This window comes from Streptomyces sp. NPDC001407 (assembly GCF_042895325.1).
Lineage (GTDB): Bacteria > Actinomycetota > Actinomycetes > Streptomycetales > Streptomycetaceae > Streptomyces.
In genome coordinates this window covers 104,555-122,064 of record NZ_JBIAWF010000002.1, presented here as the reverse complement: position 1 = coordinate 122,064, position 17,510 = coordinate 104,555, and the positions used below count along the sequence as shown (strand labels likewise).

Annotated in this window: 10 protein-coding genes and 1 pseudogene; 5 read left to right on the top strand and 6 right to left on the bottom strand. The window is 71.7% G+C overall.

Annotated features, from left to right (window positions below; genetic code table 11):
• The first annotated feature begins 60 nt into the window (after positions 1-60).
• Positions 61-8,055, top strand: coding sequence for an SDR family NAD(P)-dependent oxidoreductase (locus ACFY1P_RS04025; protein ID WP_390749605.1), 7,995 nt, complete (start codon positions 61-63; stop codon positions 8,053-8,055).
• A 44-nt stretch (positions 8,056-8,099) separates the two neighbouring features.
• Here the strand turns inward: ACFY1P_RS04025 and ACFY1P_RS04020 are convergent, their stop codons facing one another.
• Positions 8,100-8,348, bottom strand: a complete 249-nt coding sequence (locus ACFY1P_RS04020) for a DUF6087 family protein (RefSeq protein WP_390749604.1) — start codon at positions 8,346-8,348, stop codon at positions 8,100-8,102.
• A 145-nt stretch (positions 8,349-8,493) separates the two neighbouring features.
• Positions 8,494-9,378 carry a phospholipase gene (locus ACFY1P_RS04015; RefSeq protein WP_390749603.1) on the bottom strand — a complete coding sequence of 295 codons (885 nt, stop codon included), beginning with the start codon at positions 9,376-9,378 and terminating at the stop codon, positions 8,494-8,496.
• Positions 9,379-9,850: 472 nt separating this feature from the next.
• On the opposite strand from ACFY1P_RS04015, the gene ACFY1P_RS04010 reads away from it, so the two are divergent.
• Positions 9,851-11,197, top strand: a complete 1,347-nt coding sequence (locus ACFY1P_RS04010) for an FAD-binding oxidoreductase (RefSeq protein WP_390749602.1) — start codon at positions 9,851-9,853, stop codon at positions 11,195-11,197.
• 49 nt (positions 11,198-11,246) lie between these two features.
• Positions 11,247-11,564 (top strand): helix-hairpin-helix domain-containing protein, encoded by a 318-nt coding sequence (locus ACFY1P_RS04005; protein ID WP_390749601.1) that lies wholly within the window; start codon positions 11,247-11,249, stop codon positions 11,562-11,564.
• A 112-nt stretch (positions 11,565-11,676) separates the two neighbouring features.
• Here ACFY1P_RS04005 and ACFY1P_RS04000 read toward each other — a convergent pair whose 3' ends face one another.
• The gene (locus ACFY1P_RS04000) at positions 11,677-12,375 is read right to left on the bottom strand and encodes a helix-turn-helix domain-containing protein (protein ID WP_390749600.1); all 699 of its coding nucleotides are present in this window, start codon (positions 12,373-12,375) and stop codon (positions 11,677-11,679) included.
• Positions 12,376-12,633: 258 nt separating this feature from the next.
• Here ACFY1P_RS04000 and ACFY1P_RS03995 point away from each other — a divergent pair, with 258 nt between their 5' ends.
• Positions 12,634-13,236, top strand: a complete 603-nt coding sequence (locus tag ACFY1P_RS03995; RefSeq protein ID WP_390749599.1) for an HdeD family acid-resistance protein — start codon at positions 12,634-12,636, stop codon at positions 13,234-13,236.
• Positions 13,237-13,294: 58 nt separating this feature from the next.
• Here the strand turns inward: ACFY1P_RS03995 and ACFY1P_RS03990 are convergent.
• Together ACFY1P_RS03990 and ACFY1P_RS03985 are read right to left on the bottom strand one after the other, a co-directional pair.
• Positions 13,295-13,447, bottom strand: a pseudogene (locus ACFY1P_RS03990) (GNAT family N-acetyltransferase); the annotation flags it as partial.
• An 11-nt stretch (positions 13,448-13,458) separates the two neighbouring features.
• Positions 13,459-13,890, bottom strand: coding sequence for a MarR family transcriptional regulator (locus ACFY1P_RS03985; RefSeq protein WP_361520888.1), 432 nt, complete (start codon positions 13,888-13,890; stop codon positions 13,459-13,461).
• 105 nt (positions 13,891-13,995) lie between these two features.
• Between ACFY1P_RS03985 and ACFY1P_RS03980 the strand changes: the two genes are divergently transcribed.
• The gene (locus ACFY1P_RS03980; RefSeq protein ID WP_361520885.1) at positions 13,996-14,550 is read left to right on the top strand and encodes a phenolic acid decarboxylase; all 555 of its coding nucleotides are present in this window, start codon (positions 13,996-13,998) and stop codon (positions 14,548-14,550) included.
• An 84-nt stretch (positions 14,551-14,634) separates the two neighbouring features.
• Here ACFY1P_RS03980 and ACFY1P_RS03975 read toward each other — a convergent pair whose 3' ends face one another.
• Entirely contained in the window at positions 14,635-17,508 is a 2,874-nt protein-coding gene (locus ACFY1P_RS03975) for a M91 family zinc metallopeptidase (RefSeq protein WP_390749598.1), read from the bottom strand.
• Positions 17,509-17,510 lie beyond the last annotated feature (2 nt).

The following is a 17,510-nucleotide window of genomic DNA, read 5'->3' as shown; positions in this document are numbered from 1 at the left end:
CCTGCCCTCGACGAGGAGTTCGCGGAGCGGCTCGTTCGCCCGGCGGCCGAAGGGGTGGGGATGGCAGAGATCCGCAGCGAGTTGATCCGTGCGTTACCGGATGTGCTGAAGGCACACGCGGCACGAGCGGGACGCAAGACTGCCTTCCAGGACGCGCGCCGGGGCGTCACGTACGAGGAGCTGGAGGAGCGGACCTGCCGACTGGCGGGCCACCTGGTGCGATTGGGGATACGGAAGGGTGACCGGGTAGCGCTCCTGTCGGGCAACCGGGTGGAGACGGTGGAGAGTTTCCTCGCGGTTCTGCGCGCCGGCGCGGTGGGAGTCCCGCTCGATCCCGGGGCCGCGGATGCCGAGCTCGCGTACTTCCTCGACGACAGCGGGGCGGTCGCGGTGATCACCGAGGACACGCTGCTGCCGCGGGTCTCGCGCTTGGCGGCCGTACGGCCACGGCTGCGGCCGCGGGTCCTGGTGGTGGGCACGGCCGAGGCGGCCGCGGGCACGCACGCCTTCGAACAGCTCGCCGGTTCGGAGCCGGGGCGCGCGCCACGGGACGACCTCGGTCTGGACGAGGCGGCCTGGATCCTCTACACCTCGGGTACCACCGGGCGGAGCAAGGGGGTGGTCTCCAGCCAGCGCACCGCGCTGTGGTCCGTGGCGGCGGCCTACGTCCCGTTGTGGGGTCTGGAGCCGCGGGACCGGTTGCTGTGGCCGCTGCCGATGTTCCACGCCTACGCCCACTCGTTGTGCCTGCTGGGCGTCGTGGCCGTGGGCGCGAGCGCGTACCTCCTCGACCGGGGAGCGAGCGTGGCGCAGGCACTCACCGAACAGCGGTTCACCATCGTGGCCGGTGTGCCCGCCACCTACCGCCTGCTCACGAGCGAGGTCCGCGCAGCGTCCCGGACACCGGCCGGCATACGTCTGTGCGTCACAGGGGGCGCGCCCTGTCCCCCGGAGCTGCGGGCGGACGTCGAGGAGCTGCTCGGCGCACCGCTGTTGGACGGTTACGGCAGTACCGAGACCTGCGGGAAGATCACGGTCGACCGGCTCGACGGCTCCGGAGGCGCCGGTCCCAGCGGCTTGCCGGTGCCCGGCGTCGAGACGCGGCTGACCGATCCGTCCGGCGGCGACGAGGTCGCCGACGGGGACGAAGGGGAGATCTGGGTCCGCGGCCCGAATCTGATGCTCGGCTATCACGACCGCCCGGACGACACCGCCCGGGTGTTCCAGGGCGGCTGGTACCGCACAGGAGATCTCGGCCGCCGTATCCGGCACGGCGGCCTGCGCGTCACCGGCCGTGTCAAGGAACTGATCATCCGCGGCGGCGAGAACATCAATCCCGTCGAGGTCGAGCACGTGCTGCTCGCCTGTCCCGGCGTCGTGGACGCGGCCGTCGTCGGCAGGCCGCACGACGTGCTGGGCGAGGTGCCGGTCGCGTTCGTGGTCGCCGCCCCGCGGCGAGGCGTCGACACCGACCGGCTGCGTGCCATGTGCCGGGAGCGGTTGTCGGGTTACAAGGTGCCCGACGAGGTGTACGAGACCGACTCCGTGCCCCGTACGCCCTCGGGCAAGACCGACCGTCCGGCACTGGCCCGGCAACTGGCCGAACGGCACGGGTCGGTGCGCGAGGCCACGGCCTCCGCTCTGCGCGGGCGCCTTTCGGCGCTGGCTCCGCCCGGGCGGTACGGCGCGGTGCTGCGCCTCGTCCTCGCCGCGACGGCGCAGGCGAGCGGCGTGCCGGAGCGGGAGCTGGAACCGGGCCGGCCCTTCACCGCCTTCGGGGTCACGTCCCTCGGAGGCGTACTGCTGCGTGACCGGCTGGGCGCGGCCACCGGCCTGGAGCTGCCCGCCACCTTGGTGTTCGACCACCCGACGCCCGCCGCCGTAGCGGGATTCCTGCGGAGCGCGCTGCTCGACGAGTCGGCGGCGGACGGCCGTTCGGGCAGCGGCGGGGCCCGCGGGCCCGTGGTGGAGCCGGTGGCGATCGTTGCGATGGCCTGCCGGTTCCCGGGCGGCGTGGCCTCGCCCGAGGACCTGTGGCAGCTCGTCGCGAACGGCATCGACGCGACCTCGGACGCCCCCGACGACCGTGGCTGGGACCTGCCCGGTCTCTTCGACCCCGACCCCGACCGGCTCGGGATGTCCGTCACCCGCCGTGGCGGCTTCCTGCACGGGGCGGGCGACTTCGACGCGGCCTTCTTCGGGATGTCGCCGCGGGAGGCACTGGCCACCGACCCGCAGCAGCGGCTGCTGCTGGAGACCACCTGGGAGGCCCTGGAGCGGGCCGGCCTCGATCCGGCGGCCCTGCGCGGCAGCGACACCGGCGTCTTCGTCGGCGTGATGCACGACGACTACGCCGGACGTCTCCTGCACCGCGGCCCGCACGAGTTGGAGGCGCATCTCGCCCTGGGCTCGGCGGGCAGCGTGGCCTCGGGCAGGATCGCCTATGCCCTGGACCTGCGCGGGCCCGCCGTGACCGTGGACACCGCCTGCTCGTCGTCGCTGGTGGCGATGCACTCGGCGGCCCAGGCGCTGCGGTCCGGCGAGTGCTCGCTGGCCGTTGCCGGGGGTGTCACGGTGATGGCCACCGCGGCGCCGTTCATCGCGTTCAGCAGGTTGCGCGGCCTGGCGCCGGACGGCCGGTGCAAACCGTTCTCGGCCGCGGCCGACGGCACCGGCTGGGCCGAGGGCGTCGGTGCGGTCCTGCTGGAACGGCTGTCCGACGCCCGGCGCAACGGCCATCCGGTGCTGGCCGTGCTCCGGGGCTCGGCGGTCGGTTCCGACGGCGCGTCCAACGGCCTGACCGCGCCGAGCGGCCCGGCCCAGCAGGAGGTGATCCGCCAGGCCCTGGCCGCTGCCGGGCTGTCCCCGGCCGATATCGACACGGTCGAGACGCACGGCACCGGCACCGCGCTCGGCGACCCTGTCGAGGCCCAGGCGTTGCAGGCCGTCTACGGGCGGGACCGGCCGGGGGACCGGCCGTTGTGGCTCGGGGCGCTGAAGTCCAACATCGGGCACGCCCAGGCCGCGGCCGGTATCGGCGGTGTCATCAAGACGGTCCTGGCGATGCGGCACGGACGGCTGCCGCGCATTCTGCACTGCGAGGAGCCGTCACCCCGAGTGGACTGGCCGTCGAGCGCCGTACGGCTCCTGACACGGAACGAGGAGTGGCAGCCGGCCCGGCCCGGTGAGCCGCGCCGGGCAGGGGTGTCCGCGTTCGGCATCGGCGGGACCAACGCGCACGTCATCCTGGAAGAGGCGCTCGAAGAGCCCGCCGCCGCGGTGCCGGCCGGGCCGTGGAGGGCGGTGCCGCCCCTGCTGCTGTCGGGTGCGGACCGGCGGGCCCTGTGCGCGCGGGCCGGGCAGGTGGCGTCCCTGCTGCGGGAGCGGCCCCGGCTGTCCTCGCTGGATGTCGCGTTCTCCCTGGCCACGACCCGGGCGGCGCTCACGCATCGGGCGGCGGTGACCGGGGAGGACCGCGAGGCGCTGCTGGGTGCTCTCGACACGCTGGCGGCGGCGACCGGTTCCGGAACCGGAAGCACCGAGGTGCGGCCGGGCGCGCCTGCCGGACGGCTGGCGATGCTGTTCTCCGGACAGGGCGCGCAACGGTCCGGCATGGGCCGGGAACTGCACAGTACGTTCCCCGCGTTCGCGGCTGTCTTCGACGCCCTGTGCGAACGGTTCGACGGCACCGGCGGCCTGGAACGGCCCCTGCGCACCGTGCTGTGGGCGGGCGGGAACACCGAAGACGCCGCTCTGCTGGACAGGACCGACTTCGCGCAGGCGGGGCTGTTCGTCCACGAAGTGGCGCTGTTCCGGCTGCTGGAGTCCTGGGGAGTGCGGCCGGACGCCGTGGCCGGGCACTCCGTCGGCGAGCTGGTGGCCGCTCACGTCGCGGGCGTCCTCCCGGAGCCGGAAGCGGTGGAGCTGGTCGCGGCCCGGGGACGGCTGATGCGTCAACTGCCCGGCCACGGCACCATGATGGCTCTGGAAGCCACCGAGGACGAGGTGACGGAAGAGCTGACGGACCTGGCGCACCGCGTGGCGATCGCGGCCGTGAACGGCCCCCGGTCGGTCGTCGTCTCGGGGGAGGCGGAAGCCGTACGCACTGTCGCCGGCCGGTTCACCGGACGCGGACGCCGCGCCACGCGGCTGCGGGCCGGCCATGCCTTCCACTCACCACTGATGGCGCCGATGCTCGCCGAGTTCGGCCGCGTCGCCTCAGGCATGGCCTACGGCAAGCCCGGCATCCCGGTGGTGTCGACCCTGACCGGGCGCCAGGCCGAGGGAGACGATCTGCGCTCCGCGGCGTACTGGGTGCGCCACGCCCGCGAGACCGTACGGTTCGGGGACGCGGTGCGATGTCTCGTGGACGACGAGCGGGTGACCGCCTTCGCGGAGGTGGGCCCGGACGCGCAGCTCACGGCGGCCGCCCTGGCCGGTGCCGCCGGGGAGCGCGAGGGGCTGATGTGCACGGCCACCACGCGGGCAGGCGCGCCGGAGGCGGCGACGGTCCTGGCCGCGCTCGGCCGCTTGCACGCGCACGGCCTGCCGGTGGACTGGCCGCGGGTGTACGCGGGCAGCGGCGCCCGGCGGGTGGACCTGCCGGCCTACCCCTTCCAGCGGCAGCGCTACTGGCTGGAGGACACCGCCACCCCCGCGTCAGCCGGCACGGAACATCCTCTGCTGATCGCGACGACCACCGTGCCCGGCACACGACGCCTGCTGTCCACCGGCCACCTCTCCACCGCGGCCCAGCCATGGCTGCGCGACCACGCCATCGCCGGGCAGGTGCTCGTACCCGCCGCCGTTTTCGCCGAGATGGTGCTCCACGCGGGCGACGCGAGCGGGCTGGATGGTCTGGAGGACCTCGCGCTGCTGGCCCCGCTGCCGCTGTCCGGCACCGGCGACGGGTTCCAGGTGCAGGTGGCCCTCGGCGAACCGGATGCCACCGGCCGCCGCACCGCGGACGTCCACTCCCGCCCGCGGGAATCGGGCCCGTTGGGCGCCTGGACGCATCACGCGACGGGGCGGCTAGGCCCGGCCACCGGACAGGGAGGCCCTGATTCCGGTGCCTCCGCGTGGCCGCCTCCGGGCGCCGTGCCCGTGGACCTCACGGGCGTCTACGACCGCCTGGCCGGCGCCGGTCACGCGTACGGCCCCGCCTTCCGGGGCGTCACGAGTCTGTGGCGAGGACCGGATGCGGAGGTGTTCGCCGAGGTACGACTGCCCGGGGCGGCGGGCGCCGACGCCGGCCGGTACGGCATTCACCCCGCCCTGCTGGACGCCGCGTTGCACGCGGCACTGCTCGCCGCCACTCCCGGCTCCGCCCGGATGCCCTTCGCCTGGCGAGGCATGCGCCTGCACGCAGTGGGTGCCACGGCGCTGCGCGTACGCATACGTACCACCGGCCCGGACACGGTCGCCGTGGACCTCGCCGACCCCGCTGGGAGGCCGGTGGCCCGGGTGGAATCCCTGACCACCCGGCCCGTACCGGATGCCGTGACCACGGCATCCGACGAGGCCGGGGTGCTGTACGGCCTGCGGTGGGCCGGCGTTCCGGCCGACGGTGACGGGCCGCTCCTGTCCGTGGCGGAACCCGACGACCTCGGCCTCCGCTCGCTGCTCCCCGGACCGTCGGCCGCGAAGGGGAACGCTCCCCAGCCAGTGGTGGTCTCCCTGTCCTGCCTCTCCCCGGGCGCCGACCCGGTCGCGGACACCCATACCCTGACCGCGCGTGCCTTGGCCGCGCTGCAAGCCCACCTGTCCGCCCCGGCCGCGCGCCTCGTCGTGGTGACCCGCGGCGCCACCTCCGCCGTGCCGGAGCTGCCGGCCGCCGCGGTGTGGGGTCTCGTGCGTTCCGCACAGGCGGAGTATCCCGGGCGTCTCACCCTCGTGGACACCGACGGCCTGCCCGACTCCCTGCGCCTGCTGCGCGCCGCCGTCGTCACCGGCGAGCCCCAGCTCTCCCTCGTCGAGGGCGCCGTCCGCGTTCCCCGGCTGACCGACACCGACACCCCGCAGGGCAGTCATCCGATGGGGGACACGGTCCTGGTGACGGGCGGCACCGGAGCACTCGGCGGGCTGCTGGCCCGGCACTTGGTCACCCATCACAAGGTTCGCCACCTGGTCCTCGTCAGCCGTCAGGGCCTCCGGTCGCCCGCCGCGCGACGGCTGCGAGCCGAGCTGGAGGATTCCGGAGCCCGCGTGGACGTGATCGCGTGCGATGCCGCCGACCGCACCCGGCTGGCCGCCGTCGTGAAGACGTACGCGCACGAGCTGAGTGCCGTCGTGCACAGCGCCGGGGTCCTGGACGACGGCGTGCTGGAGGCCCTGACGCCCGGGCGGCTGGCCGCGGTGCTGCGGCCGAAGGCGGACGCTGCCTGGAATCTGCACGAGCTGACGAAGCACCTGCCCCTCTCGCACTTCGTCCTGTTCTCCTCGGCGGCCGGACTGCTGGGCACCGCGGGCCAGGCCAACTACGCGGCCGCGAACACCTTCCTGGACGCCCTCGCACAGCACCGCGCCGCTCTCGGCCTGCCGGCGCTCTCGCTCGCCTGGGGCCCGTGGGCCGGCGGGGAGGGAATGGCGGCACGCACCGCCACCCCCGACCGGGCCATGGACGGCGTGCTGCGCGCCGTGTCGCCCGTGCAGGGTCTGGCGATGTTCGACGCGGCGCTGGCGAGCGGTGAACCGGTGCTTGCCCCACTGCTGTTGGACCGTTCACGGCGGGTGGCCACCGCCGGGCAAGTGGTGCCGTCGCCGCTGCGCGGACTGCTGCGCGCGGCCCGCCCGTCAGCCGGTTCAGGGGTGGCGGCCGGGGCGGGCGGCGATCCGGGGAACGAGGCCGGAGCCTGGCGGGAACGGCTCGCCGCGCTGCCCGCATCCGACCGGGCGTCGGCCTTGGTCGAACTCGTCCGCGAGGAAGTCGCCACCGTGCTCGGCCATGCCGGAGCCGACGCCGTCGCGCCGGGCGCCCCCTTCACCGAGCTGGGCTTCGACTCCTTGACCGGCGTGCTGCTGCGCAACCGCCTCAGCCTGCTCACGGGCCTGCCGTTGCCTGCGACCGTCGTGTTCGACCGGCCCAGCGCCGCGGAGCTGGCCCGCCACCTCGACGAGGGGTTGGGTGAGGGCCTGTGCGAAGGGAGTTCCTCCGTGCGGGGAACGGCACGGCCGTCGCAGACCCTCGCCTCCCTCTACCGGCGGCTGTGCGAGACCGGCGACGTCGTGTCGGCGATGCACTTGCTGGTGACCGCCTCGCTCGCCCTGCCGGTCTTCGACCCTGCTGACAGCGCCCGGCACGAACTCGCGCCCCTCAGGCTGGCCGAGGGCCATGCCGGGCCCGCGCTCGTGTGCTTCCCCGGATTCTCTCCCGCTCTCGGCCGGCCCTGGCACGCCACGCTGGCCTCGTCCTTCGACGGGGAACGGGACGTCTTCGAGATCCAGCACCCAGGCGTCCAGCACGGGGACGCCGTCCCCCGGGACTGGCGAACCCTCGTGGACCTGCACGCCGAGACCGTGCGCAAGCAGCTCGGCGGCCGCCCGTACGCCGTGATCGGCTCCTCGATGGGAGGCTGCCCCGCGCACTCGGTGGCCGCACGCCTCGCCGCTACCGGGGCACCACCGCTCGGCCTCGTCCTCATCGACACCTACCACGTCACGCCGGAACTGGAGAGCGAGCCATGGCTGCTCGCCCTGCCCGCTCGTCTATCCGGGCAGACGGGCGAGCGGTTCGACACCGCCGTCGACGACATGTCCATGGCCGCGCTCGGTGCCTACACCCGAATCGCCCGCGGCTGGCAGCCGGAACCGGCCGACGTCCCCACGCTGCTGCTCCGCGCCACGGAACCGCTGCCGCAGCCACCGCCCCACGACAGCGACAGGACGCGGGTGGGGGAGCGGCGGCCGCCCTGGCCGGTGGCGCACACCGCCGTGGATGTCCCCGGCGACCACTGGAGCATGACGGAGGAGCACGCGCATACGACGGCGGAGGCCATCAGGACATGGCTCGGCCTGCGCCTCACGGCCACCGGCCGGAACGAGCCGCAGCAGCCGTGACGAGGGCTGTTCCTCGCCTCGGGCGATGCCCGCTCCTGCCTTCGTCAGGACGGATCCTCGCGGGCCCACGCACGTGCTTCGGCGAGATCCGAGGCGAAGCCGGCGGCCTGGTAGGTGAACCCGTCCCACTCCTCGAGGAGCCGCTGCTCGTCCGGGCGCACATGAGTGGCGCCGCCGTGCACGGGGAAGTGACGGCGCCGGCCGTCCGCCGGTGGTTCGCGCCGTCGGTGGTACGGGGCGAGGTGGTCGTCCGGGTCGCCGGACCGCTCGGGCCGGCGGCTGTGTTTGCCCATGGACCGAGGAGCATAGCCCCACCGGGCGGGGTGGTCGGCCTCGTCCGAACGGGCCTTGCCGGCGTACGTCCAGGCCGTTGTCATCGTGCGGGTGGGCCGTCGGCCGGGGTTCCGGCCGACGGCCCGAAGGATCCTGCGGGTTCTGTTACTTGAAGAGGTGGTCGTTGCTGGTGGCCATGCGGTGGGTGGTGCTGTGGTGGCCGACCCAGTCACGGATGAGTTTGATGGCGTTGGCGCATTTCCAGCTGTTGTCGTACTCGCGCACGCCGGTGAAGGCTCCGTAGCCGGCGATGATGCCGTCCACCCGGGCGTCGCCGAGGAGTTTGTCCACGTACCAGGGGTCGTTGTAGGTGGTCGTCCAGGACAGCGTGGCCCCGAGCTGCCGGGCGGCACGGTCCGCAGCCCCCTTCTTCAGCTCCGCGCAGGTGTTCCGGGCAGGCTCGGTGCAGTTCCCGAAGCCCTTGGTGATGTCACTGTCCCCGTAATCCATCGCCCGGTGCCCGGCGGCGAACCCCGACCCCGACCGGCCGAACGCACCACGCACCTGGTCGCGGGTCCCGGTGGTCGTGATGCCCTCGAGCTTCCCGAGCTTGCCCTCCAGGCTCTTCCAGCCGCGGCCTCCCACGTCGGGGGTGCTGCCGCCGTGGTACTCGTAGAAACCGTAGAGCACCTGGATCCCCGCCGCTGTCAGCCGCTGGGCCTTGTCCCGCAGGCCGGCGACGCTGCACCCGCGGTTGGGGGCCTCACCGCAGTAGTTCGGGTCCTTGATGTCCAGCCAGACCAGGCCCAGCTTTCGCCCCGCCCTGGCGTGGGAGACGATCCGGTCGATCATGCTGTCGAAGCTCGAGCCCCGCCGGCTGTCACCGGCCGAGGAACAGTCGTGATACGCCCGCCACTCATTCGGGTTCCACCAGGCACACACATCGATCTCGATCCCGTTCGCCCCATGACCGAGCGCGGCATCCACACCGTCCAGCGTGTCGACCCGGTGCGCGATCGCATAAATCGCATGCCGCTGATCAGCAGCCACCGCCGCAGACGCACCCCCAGCAGCCACACCCACGACCCCGCACAACACCGCAAACAACGCCAATAACACCCGCGGACGAGCCCCATATCGAAGGTGAGTGGTCAAGAAAAGCACTCCTTCACGTCGATGGAACGGCATCTCCTCAATTCGAATGCCGAATCGGGAGTCCGCTTCACAACTACTGTGGGTGGTGCGTGCTGAGCAAGCGTGTCGATGGCTCTCTCGCGACAACGGGCATCGCGTCATCTCGTATCCGCTTGCATGGCGACCGTCCAATGGAACCGGTGTACTGGGCAATCGTTTTTGAGGTCTCCGGCTGGAACAAGCCCCCGAATGTCCTGATCGGTTCCTCGTTTTGGGGAGGTGCTGACGAGCCGGGCTTCGCGCCGGGCTTCCCCGCGGGCAGGCGCTCCCACAACCATGTCCGATTCCTTCAAGATGCCGCCTTGAGCTGCTTGATTACATGGCGCGCATGAGCACGCAATGGGGATGGGCCCTTGAGCCGGACCAGCCGGGATACGACGACGCCCGGCTGGGACTGAACCGGGCGGCCGAATCGCGGCCGGCCTACGTGGTCGAGGCGGCCGACGAGCAGGAGGTGGCCGCCGCGGTGAGGCTGGCCGCCGAGCAGAAACGGCCCGTGGGGGTGATGGCCACCGGTCACGGACCGTCCGTGTCGGCCGACGACGCCGTGCTGGTCAACACGCGGCGGATGGAAGGTGTGAGCGTTGACGCGGCCCGCGCGACGGCATGGATCGAAGCCGGGGCACGCTGGCGGAAGGTGCTGGAACACACCGCTCCGCACGGGCTCGCGCCGCTGAACGGCTCGAGCCCCAACGTGGGCGCTGTCGGCTATCTGGTCGGCGGCGGCGCGGGACTGCTGGGCCGCCGGTTCGGCTACGCCGCCGACCACGTACGGCGGCTGCGCCTGGTCACCGCCGACGGCCGCTTGCGCGACGTGACGGCCGGGACCGACCCCGACCTGTTCTGGGCGGTCCGCGGCGGCAAGGACAACTTCGGCCTGGTCGTGGGCATGGAGGTCGACCTGTTCCCGGTCTCCCGGCTCTACGGCGGAGGGCTCTACTTCGCGGGCGAGGCCACCGCCGAGGTGCTGCACGCCTACGCCGAGTGGGTCCGGCACGTGCCCGAGGAGATGGCGTCCTCCGTGCTGCTCGTCCACAACCCCGACCTGCCCGACGTCCCGGAACCGCTGCGCGGACGCTTCATCACCCACCTCCGCATCGCCTACAGCGGCGAACCGGCAGACGGCGAGCACTTGGTGCGGCCGCTACGCGAACTCGGACCCATCCTCCTCGACACCGTGCGGGACATGCCCTACGCCGAGGTCGGCACGATTCATCACGAGCCCACGTCCATGCCGTACGTCGCGTACGACCGCAACGTGTTGCTGAGCGACCTGACCGACGATGCCGTCGACATCATCGTCGCCCTGGCCGGACCGGACGCAGGGGCGCCGTTCGTCACCGAACTGCGGCACTTCGGCGGCGCGTACGCCCGTCCGCCGAAGGTCCCCAACTGCGTGGGCGGGCGCGACGCGGCCTTCTCGCTCTTCACGGGCGCCGTCCCGGAAGCCGAGGGTCTCCGGCGCCGTGATGACCTGCTCGACCGGCTGCGCCCATGGAGCACCGGCGGCACGAACCTCAATTTCGCCGGTGTCGAGGACATCAGCCCGGCGAGCGTGGAAGCCGCCTACACTCCGGCTGATTTCGCCCGGTTGAGGGCTGTCAAGGCCCAATACGACCCGGACAACATGTTCCGAGTCAACTTCAACATTCCGCCGGCGGAGTCTTGGACGTGAGCGTAGCGACCGAGCCTGTCCGGCGTCGTCATGGAGAGAAGGAGTCCGGGTGACCTCATCCGACGGATCGGACCTCACCACTCTGGTCAACGTGGGCCGGTCCGTGGCGAGGTACTTCGAGCGCATCGGCATCACCGAGATCGCGCAACTGCGGGACCGCGATCCGGTCGAGTTGTACGAGCGGATGTCAGCCGCCTTCGGCGAGCGCCTCGATCCCTGCCTGCTCGACACCGTCATGTCGGCGGTGGACCAGGCCGAAGGCCTGCCCGCTCGTCCCTGGTGGCACTACACCCCGGAGCGCAAGCGGTTGCTGGCAGGCGAAGGCCATGACCGGGCCGGTGGAACCGCGGGGGAGGGGACAGCGTAGAGACACAGCCGTGAGTGAAGGGGAAACGGCAGGAGAGGGCCGGCCCGGCACGGAGTGGCCCGTCAGCAATGGCCGGACGGGTTCACACCATCGGTGAACGCGAGCGGCCGGGTCACCTCTCCACCAGTTCGCTCAGCGAACTCCCCGCCATCTCCCGTACATCACGCGCCAGATGAGCCTGGTCCGCGAAGCCCGCCAGCGTCGCCGTCTCCGCGAAGGGGACACCGGCGCGGGCCAGGCGCAGGGCGCGCTGCATGCGCAGGACACGGGCCAGGGTCTTGGGTCCGTAGCCGAAGGCGGCCAGGGAACGGCGGTGGAGCTGCCGCGCGCCGAGACCCACCGAGTCGGCGGTCGCTGTGACGGAGCGACCGGCTTCGAGGGACGCCACGACTGCTCGCAGGAGCGGGTCGACGGGTTCCGCGTCGGCCGCGAGCCGCAATGCCAGATCCTCGAGGGCGGCGGCCGGGTCGGCCGCCGCGTCGACGCGTTCGGTGAGACGGCGCGTCCCGGCGCCGGGCCAGAGGTCGGCGAGATCGACTCGCTGGTCCCGCAGCTCATGCGCGGGGATGCCGAGCAGGGCGGGGGCGATACCGGGGGAGAAGCGGACACCCACCCAGAAGCCCCGGTGAGTGCTGTAGGCGCTTGTATCGGGCCCGGAGACGAGGAGCCGGCCCGCCGTCCACAGCAGGTCGATGCAGCCGTCGGGTAACACGGTCGTCGTCTCGCCGCCACCGGTACACCCGGACGCTCCCTGCACCCAGACGATCGCGCCCGGCAGCCGGGACGTGCGCTCTTCGTACTCGGGGGACACGCTGTGAATTTTACGCCTCGCGGACAGATGCTCATGAGGTGGCGCCCCCGGTTCTGGTGCCGTCGTGCGCCAGGGCAAGGGGCTGAGTGCCCGCGGCGGCGTCTTCGGAAGTGCCGATGTTGCGCGCGCTCCCGCACGGCCGCATCCTCGGATAGAGCTAATGCTGTTTTGTGGATATAGACACCCGTTTTACCTCATCATCAGCGGTATGCCGGAGCCGGGATCAGGTATTCCGTCCGCATGCCAGTGAGGAGCGTCATGGCGTACCAACGGGAAACGTCCACGGATCCCCGGCCTCCGCTCGATGGCGCGCTACGGCGGCTCGCGGACGCCGCCTGGCAGAACGTGCTGCTCGCCGGTATCGCCTCTGCCGTCCTCGGTGTGCTGGTCCTGGTCTGGCCGGGAGCCTCGCTGCTCGTGGCAGCGGTACTCTTCGGCGTCTACCTGGTGGTCAGCGGCATCTTCCAGCTCGCGAGCGCGCTGGGCACCCACACCTCGACATCCCTGCGCGTGATGGCGTTCATCAGCGGCGCGTTGTCCATCCTGCTCGGACTGCTCTGCTTCCGCAGCGCGTTGGAGTCGGTCCTGTTCCTGGCGCTGTGGATCGGTATCGGCTGGCTGTTCCGCGGCATCACGCTGACCCTGGCGGCCGCCAGCGATCCCTATATGCCCGCACGCGGCTGGCTGCTGTTCGCCGGCATCGCCAGCACCCTCGGCGGAATCGTGCTGATCGCTTCCCCGCTCAAGTCGGTGGCCGTCCTGACGATCCTCGCCGGCTGCTGGCTCCTCGCCCTCGGCATCATCGAGATCATCACGGCCTTCCGGCTCCGCAGCCGCACGCGGCAGATCCTGGCGGGGTAAGGCCGAAGCCGGACCGGCTCCCGCCGAGCCACCGCGCCCGTCCCGTCGGCTCTCCTCGGAGCCGACGGAGCATCACATGCAGGCCGACCAGGCCGTGCTCAGGGTGGTCGAAGGCGTCCGGGACGGTGCCGATCACCTCGAACCCCAGCGATTTCCACAGGCGTACCGCCGGGGCGTTGGTCTCCACGACCGCGTTGAACTGGATCCCGCGGAAGTCTGGGGCTAGTCGGTCTCAAGAGCGGTGAGCAGCTCGGCGAGGGCGGGGAGGGCGTGCTCGATCGCTTCGCGGCTGGCCGGGGCCAGGCCGGCCAGGGCTCGGTGCAGGGCGGCCGTGCTGGTGCGGTCGTAGGTGTGGAGCATCTCCAGCGCGCTCGGTGAGGCGATGAGGAGGACGGTGCGCAGGTCGGTCGCGGAGGGTTTGCGTTCGACCAGGCCGGCGGCGGTCATGGCGCGGACCAGGTTGCTGATCGTGGAGGGGGCCAGGCGCAGTCGGTCGGCGGCCTGGCGTGGTGACAGCGGTCCGGCTTCGGCGAGTGCCCGGAGCAGCTCGATCTGGGCCTCGGGCAGATCGGGCAGGTCGGCGGCGCGTCGGGTGCGCAGCACGGCCCGGCGTAGTGGGCCGATGAGGCGGCCGAACTCGGTGGCGGTGTCCATGGGGTCGATTCTCCCAGACTGATCCTTTTGCTGCAAAATAGTTTTGTGGCAAACTGAAGTGGTCGGACGCGCCATGCCGGCAAGCGGCACCCAAGGAGGTCATCCATGACGAACGACGGCACCACCAGGAACGGGGCCTTCCAGACCACCGTCGAGCAGCCCGTCCCCCCGCAGGACCTGTCCAAGATCGTCGGCCACCGCTTCGTCTACACCTACGCCAACGGCTGGCAGTACGAGATGTATGTGAAGAACGACCACACGATCGACTATCGGATCCACTCCGGGATGGTCGGCGGCCGCTGGGTCAAGGACCAGCGTGTCGGCCTCGTTCAGCTGGACGACGACAGCTACAAGGTCTTCTGGAACGAGCCCACCGGCACCTCGGTCGTGGTGAACGTCATGCCCGGCAAGCGCCGCCTGCACGGCGTCATCTTCTTCCCGCACTGGGTCGAGCAGCACGGCGAACGCACCGTCTGTTTCCAGAACGACCACCTGGACGAGATGCGCCGCTACCGCGACGAGGGACCCACCTACCCCATCTACGTCGTCCCCGAGTTCGCGAAGATCACCCTCTTCGAATACGTCGGCACCGACGACGAGTCCGTCATCTCCGTCGCCCCCGGCGACCTCCCGGCCGGCTGGTCCGACCGCACCGACTGACGGCGGGCCTACCCGGGACCGACCGGCGTGGCCGGGGCCTGGTTCCGGCATCGGAATCGGGCCCCGGCCACCTTGTTCCGTGCCTCAGCGCGTGAGTTGCTCGTACGCGCTGACGTAGTTGCGCAGCAGGGCCTCGTGGGTGTCGTTGACGATGCGACCGAGTGAGGGTTCGCGCTGAGCGAGGAGAGGGCCCTTGAGCTTTCTCTCCGTGACTCTCTTCAAGAGCTCCGCCTTCCTGTCCTCGGTGACGTATTCGTCGAACGACGCCGAGTCCATATGGGCGAGCTCCGCCAGCCTCGCGTCGTCCGGCACGTCGAAGACGAGAGCCGACAGGCCCAGTGCCGCGTCGGGCGCCACCTTGTAGAAGTCGAGGACACGCTTCCGCCACTCTTCACGGCGCGCGTGGCTCTGGGTGTAGGACTGGCGGAGCGCGACGATGCGTTCGCTAACGGGGCCTGTTCCGGGTGTGGCCAGGATGGCCTTGATGAGCCTGTCGCCGTCGGTGACGACGGAGCAGCCGGGGTCGAAGACCCTGTTGCCCGGCTCCTCGCCGCGGATCGTCCCGAGAGACTTCGCCAGGGCCTCTCCTTCCTGGTCGCCCGTGCCGAAGGTGACGCCGTCCTCCAGGCCGGTGAGGCCGTCCAGGAGCTTGACGAACGTGTTGGGCTCCGGGAAGTAGACGGTCCTGGGGTCGGCCTTCGCCATCGCGACGCGGACGTCCCGGTCCATCGCGGTCGCGATGCCCACCCGCGGGTCGCGGTGCTCGGGGAGGCGGTAGCCCCCGCTGAAGAGGTCGGGCCAGCCGGCCTTCCGCAGCCGGTCCGCCGCCGCGTCGAACAGCGGGGTGCCCTCGGGAGTCCTGAGCGAGATCACATCGGCGTCGCCGGTGTGGAAGTAGATCCGCTCGTATCCCCTGCCGTCGGCGTAGAGCGCCTTCACGAACTCCTGCGTCCGGTCGCTCCCGGCGATGGTCTGCCGTATGGCGCCGTAGGGGATGGTCTTCTGATCGCTGAGACTCGCCTTGCCCTTGGGCGCGCACCAGAGGAAGGAAAGGACAGCGACCGGGAAGTCGGCTTTCTCCCGCCGCCAGGCGTTGGTGAAGTCGTCGATGATCTTCCGCTGCCGTGCCACGCGTTCCGCGCGCTTGGCGTCGCTCTCACCGAAGGGGTAGCCCTCGTTGAGCCCGATGACGAGCGCGCACCCCTGCCTCGTCGAGGTGGCCTCGTCGCGGTAGCGGCGTGCCAGGGTGAGCAGCTTCCGGTGGTCGTCGACCTTGGCCGGGACCATGGCGACGAAGCCCACGCTTCCCTTGTCGGGGTGGGGACTGCCGACCGCCTGTCCCGCGTACACGTCGGTGATCAGCTCCCAGGGCGACTTGCCGGCGCCCTGGGCTTTGGGCCGTGCCCGGTTGACGATCACCCCGGCCCGCTTCCGCTGCTCCTCGGGCAGGCTGTCCGGGCTCATCCAACGGGGCCGGGGGGTCTCGACCGGTCTGCCCGGGCCGCGATGGCACGCGCGCTGCTCGACCAGGTAGCCCTGCTCCAGACGGGCGGCGCCGATCTTCGCCCGATGATCCATCACCTGGACCGCCGCGGCCGGGTCGACGGTACTCAAGAACGCCGCCAGCGCGTTCAGGGAGGAGACGTCGCGCTTGTAGACGAAACTGCTCGCGCCGGCGAAGAGGCGGTGGGGGATGCGCTTGCGGGGCACGGCCAGGTGGAGCACGTGCGTGACCCTCGTCAGCGCGACATAGGCGATGCGGTGCCGGAACCCCAGGTCACGGGCGATGGCGACCTCGGTGACCCCGCGTACGCGCTTGCGCTGCTGCCAAGTGGCGACGGCGCCGCGCAGGGCGGCGAGGCCCTCGGCGTCCCGTCGGCCGGCGCGTACGACCGCGCGGCCGTGGTGGTCGAAGGCCATCCGCTCGGCCCGTTCCTCGGCCGGGGAGGGCGAGATCCGACGGCCGTTCTCCCGCACCACCGCGCCGTCGATCCACTCCAGGGCCACGTCGCTGCCGTGGGTGCGGATCTCCTCCCAGTTCGTGCCGCGCAGCACGACCAGCCCCTGCTCCGTCTCCGCGACCGGGAGCGGATAGAGGTATCTCAGGGACAGCTCGCTGAGGGTCGCCTTGTAGAACGCCTCGCGCTCCCGGCGCGTCTCGGACTTCCCGGTGCCGCGTACCTCCACCGGGCCCGGGTTCTTCATGCTGACCACGGAGCCCGTGCCGTACCTCTCGCGGAACAGCCGCTCCGTCTCGGCCAGCGCGGCCTGCCGCATCCTGGCACGCTCGGTGTCGTCGTGCCCCACGTCGTCCAAGGTCCCGGCCAGGGCGTGCGCGGCGTGGACCAGTTCGTGCGCGAGGATCACCTCGGGAGCCGTGGCGACGTCGTCGGAGAGCATCAGCACCCGGGGGTGGAAGGAGACGACGGAATACGCGCCCCGGCCGTCGTAGAGCGGCCCGTCGAGCCGCGAGGTCAGCGACCACTGGGCGGGGTTGCCGTCCGTGGCCTGCGTGATGATGACGTTGATCCCCGCGAGGTCCCGCTGCTTCGGCGTCCGACCATCCTTCCGGGAACCGCCGTGGCGGCACAGGACCCGCGTGCTGATGCCCGCGTCCCAGTCCTCCGGCCCGCCATAGGTGCCGTCCGCGTCGGGCAGCGGCTGGGCCTGGCCCAGGAACTCGACGAGGCGCTTGCCGGCTTCGGAGGACTCGATCCGCCGGAGCAGGAAGTCGATCTCCCGTACGTAGTCCTCGGCGTCCAGTTCCAGTCCGGGCTCGGGGTTGGAGGTGTCGTCGAGTACGTCCGTTTCGGGGCACACGGCGATGCCGGGCCGTATCACGGTGAGGGAGAGCCGCTTGCCGTCGAGCCAGGCGATCTCGATGCGGGACTCCGCTGCTGCCTGGACCGGCTGCGGTGGTGTCAGTCGGGCAGGGTCGAGCCCTGTGAGGCGACGCATGA

Bases quoted from the DNA above. Each gene is read 5' to 3' on its own strand.
- ACFY1P_RS04025 (WP_390749605.1), top strand. From the start codon at position 61: ATGGCAGAGATCCGCAGCGAGTTGATCCGTGCGTTACCGGATGTGCTG.
- ACFY1P_RS04020 (WP_390749604.1), bottom strand. From the start codon at position 8,348: ATGGGCAAACACAGCCGCCGGCCCGAGCGGTCCGGCGACCCGGACGAC.
- ACFY1P_RS04010 (WP_390749602.1), top strand. From the start codon at position 9,851: ATGAGCACGCAATGGGGATGGGCCCTTGAGCCGGACCAGCCGGGATAC.
- ACFY1P_RS03995 (WP_390749599.1), top strand. From the start codon at position 12,634: ATGGCGTACCAACGGGAAACGTCCACGGATCCCCGGCCTCCGCTCGAT.
- ACFY1P_RS03985 (WP_361520888.1), bottom strand. From the start codon at position 13,890: ATGGACACCGCCACCGAGTTCGGCCGCCTCATCGGCCCACTACGCCGG.
- ACFY1P_RS03980 (WP_361520885.1), top strand. From the start codon at position 13,996: ATGACGAACGACGGCACCACCAGGAACGGGGCCTTCCAGACCACCGTC.
- ACFY1P_RS03975 (WP_390749598.1), bottom strand. From the start codon at position 17,508: ATGCGTCGCCTCACAGGGCTCGACCCTGCCCGACTGACACCACCGCAG.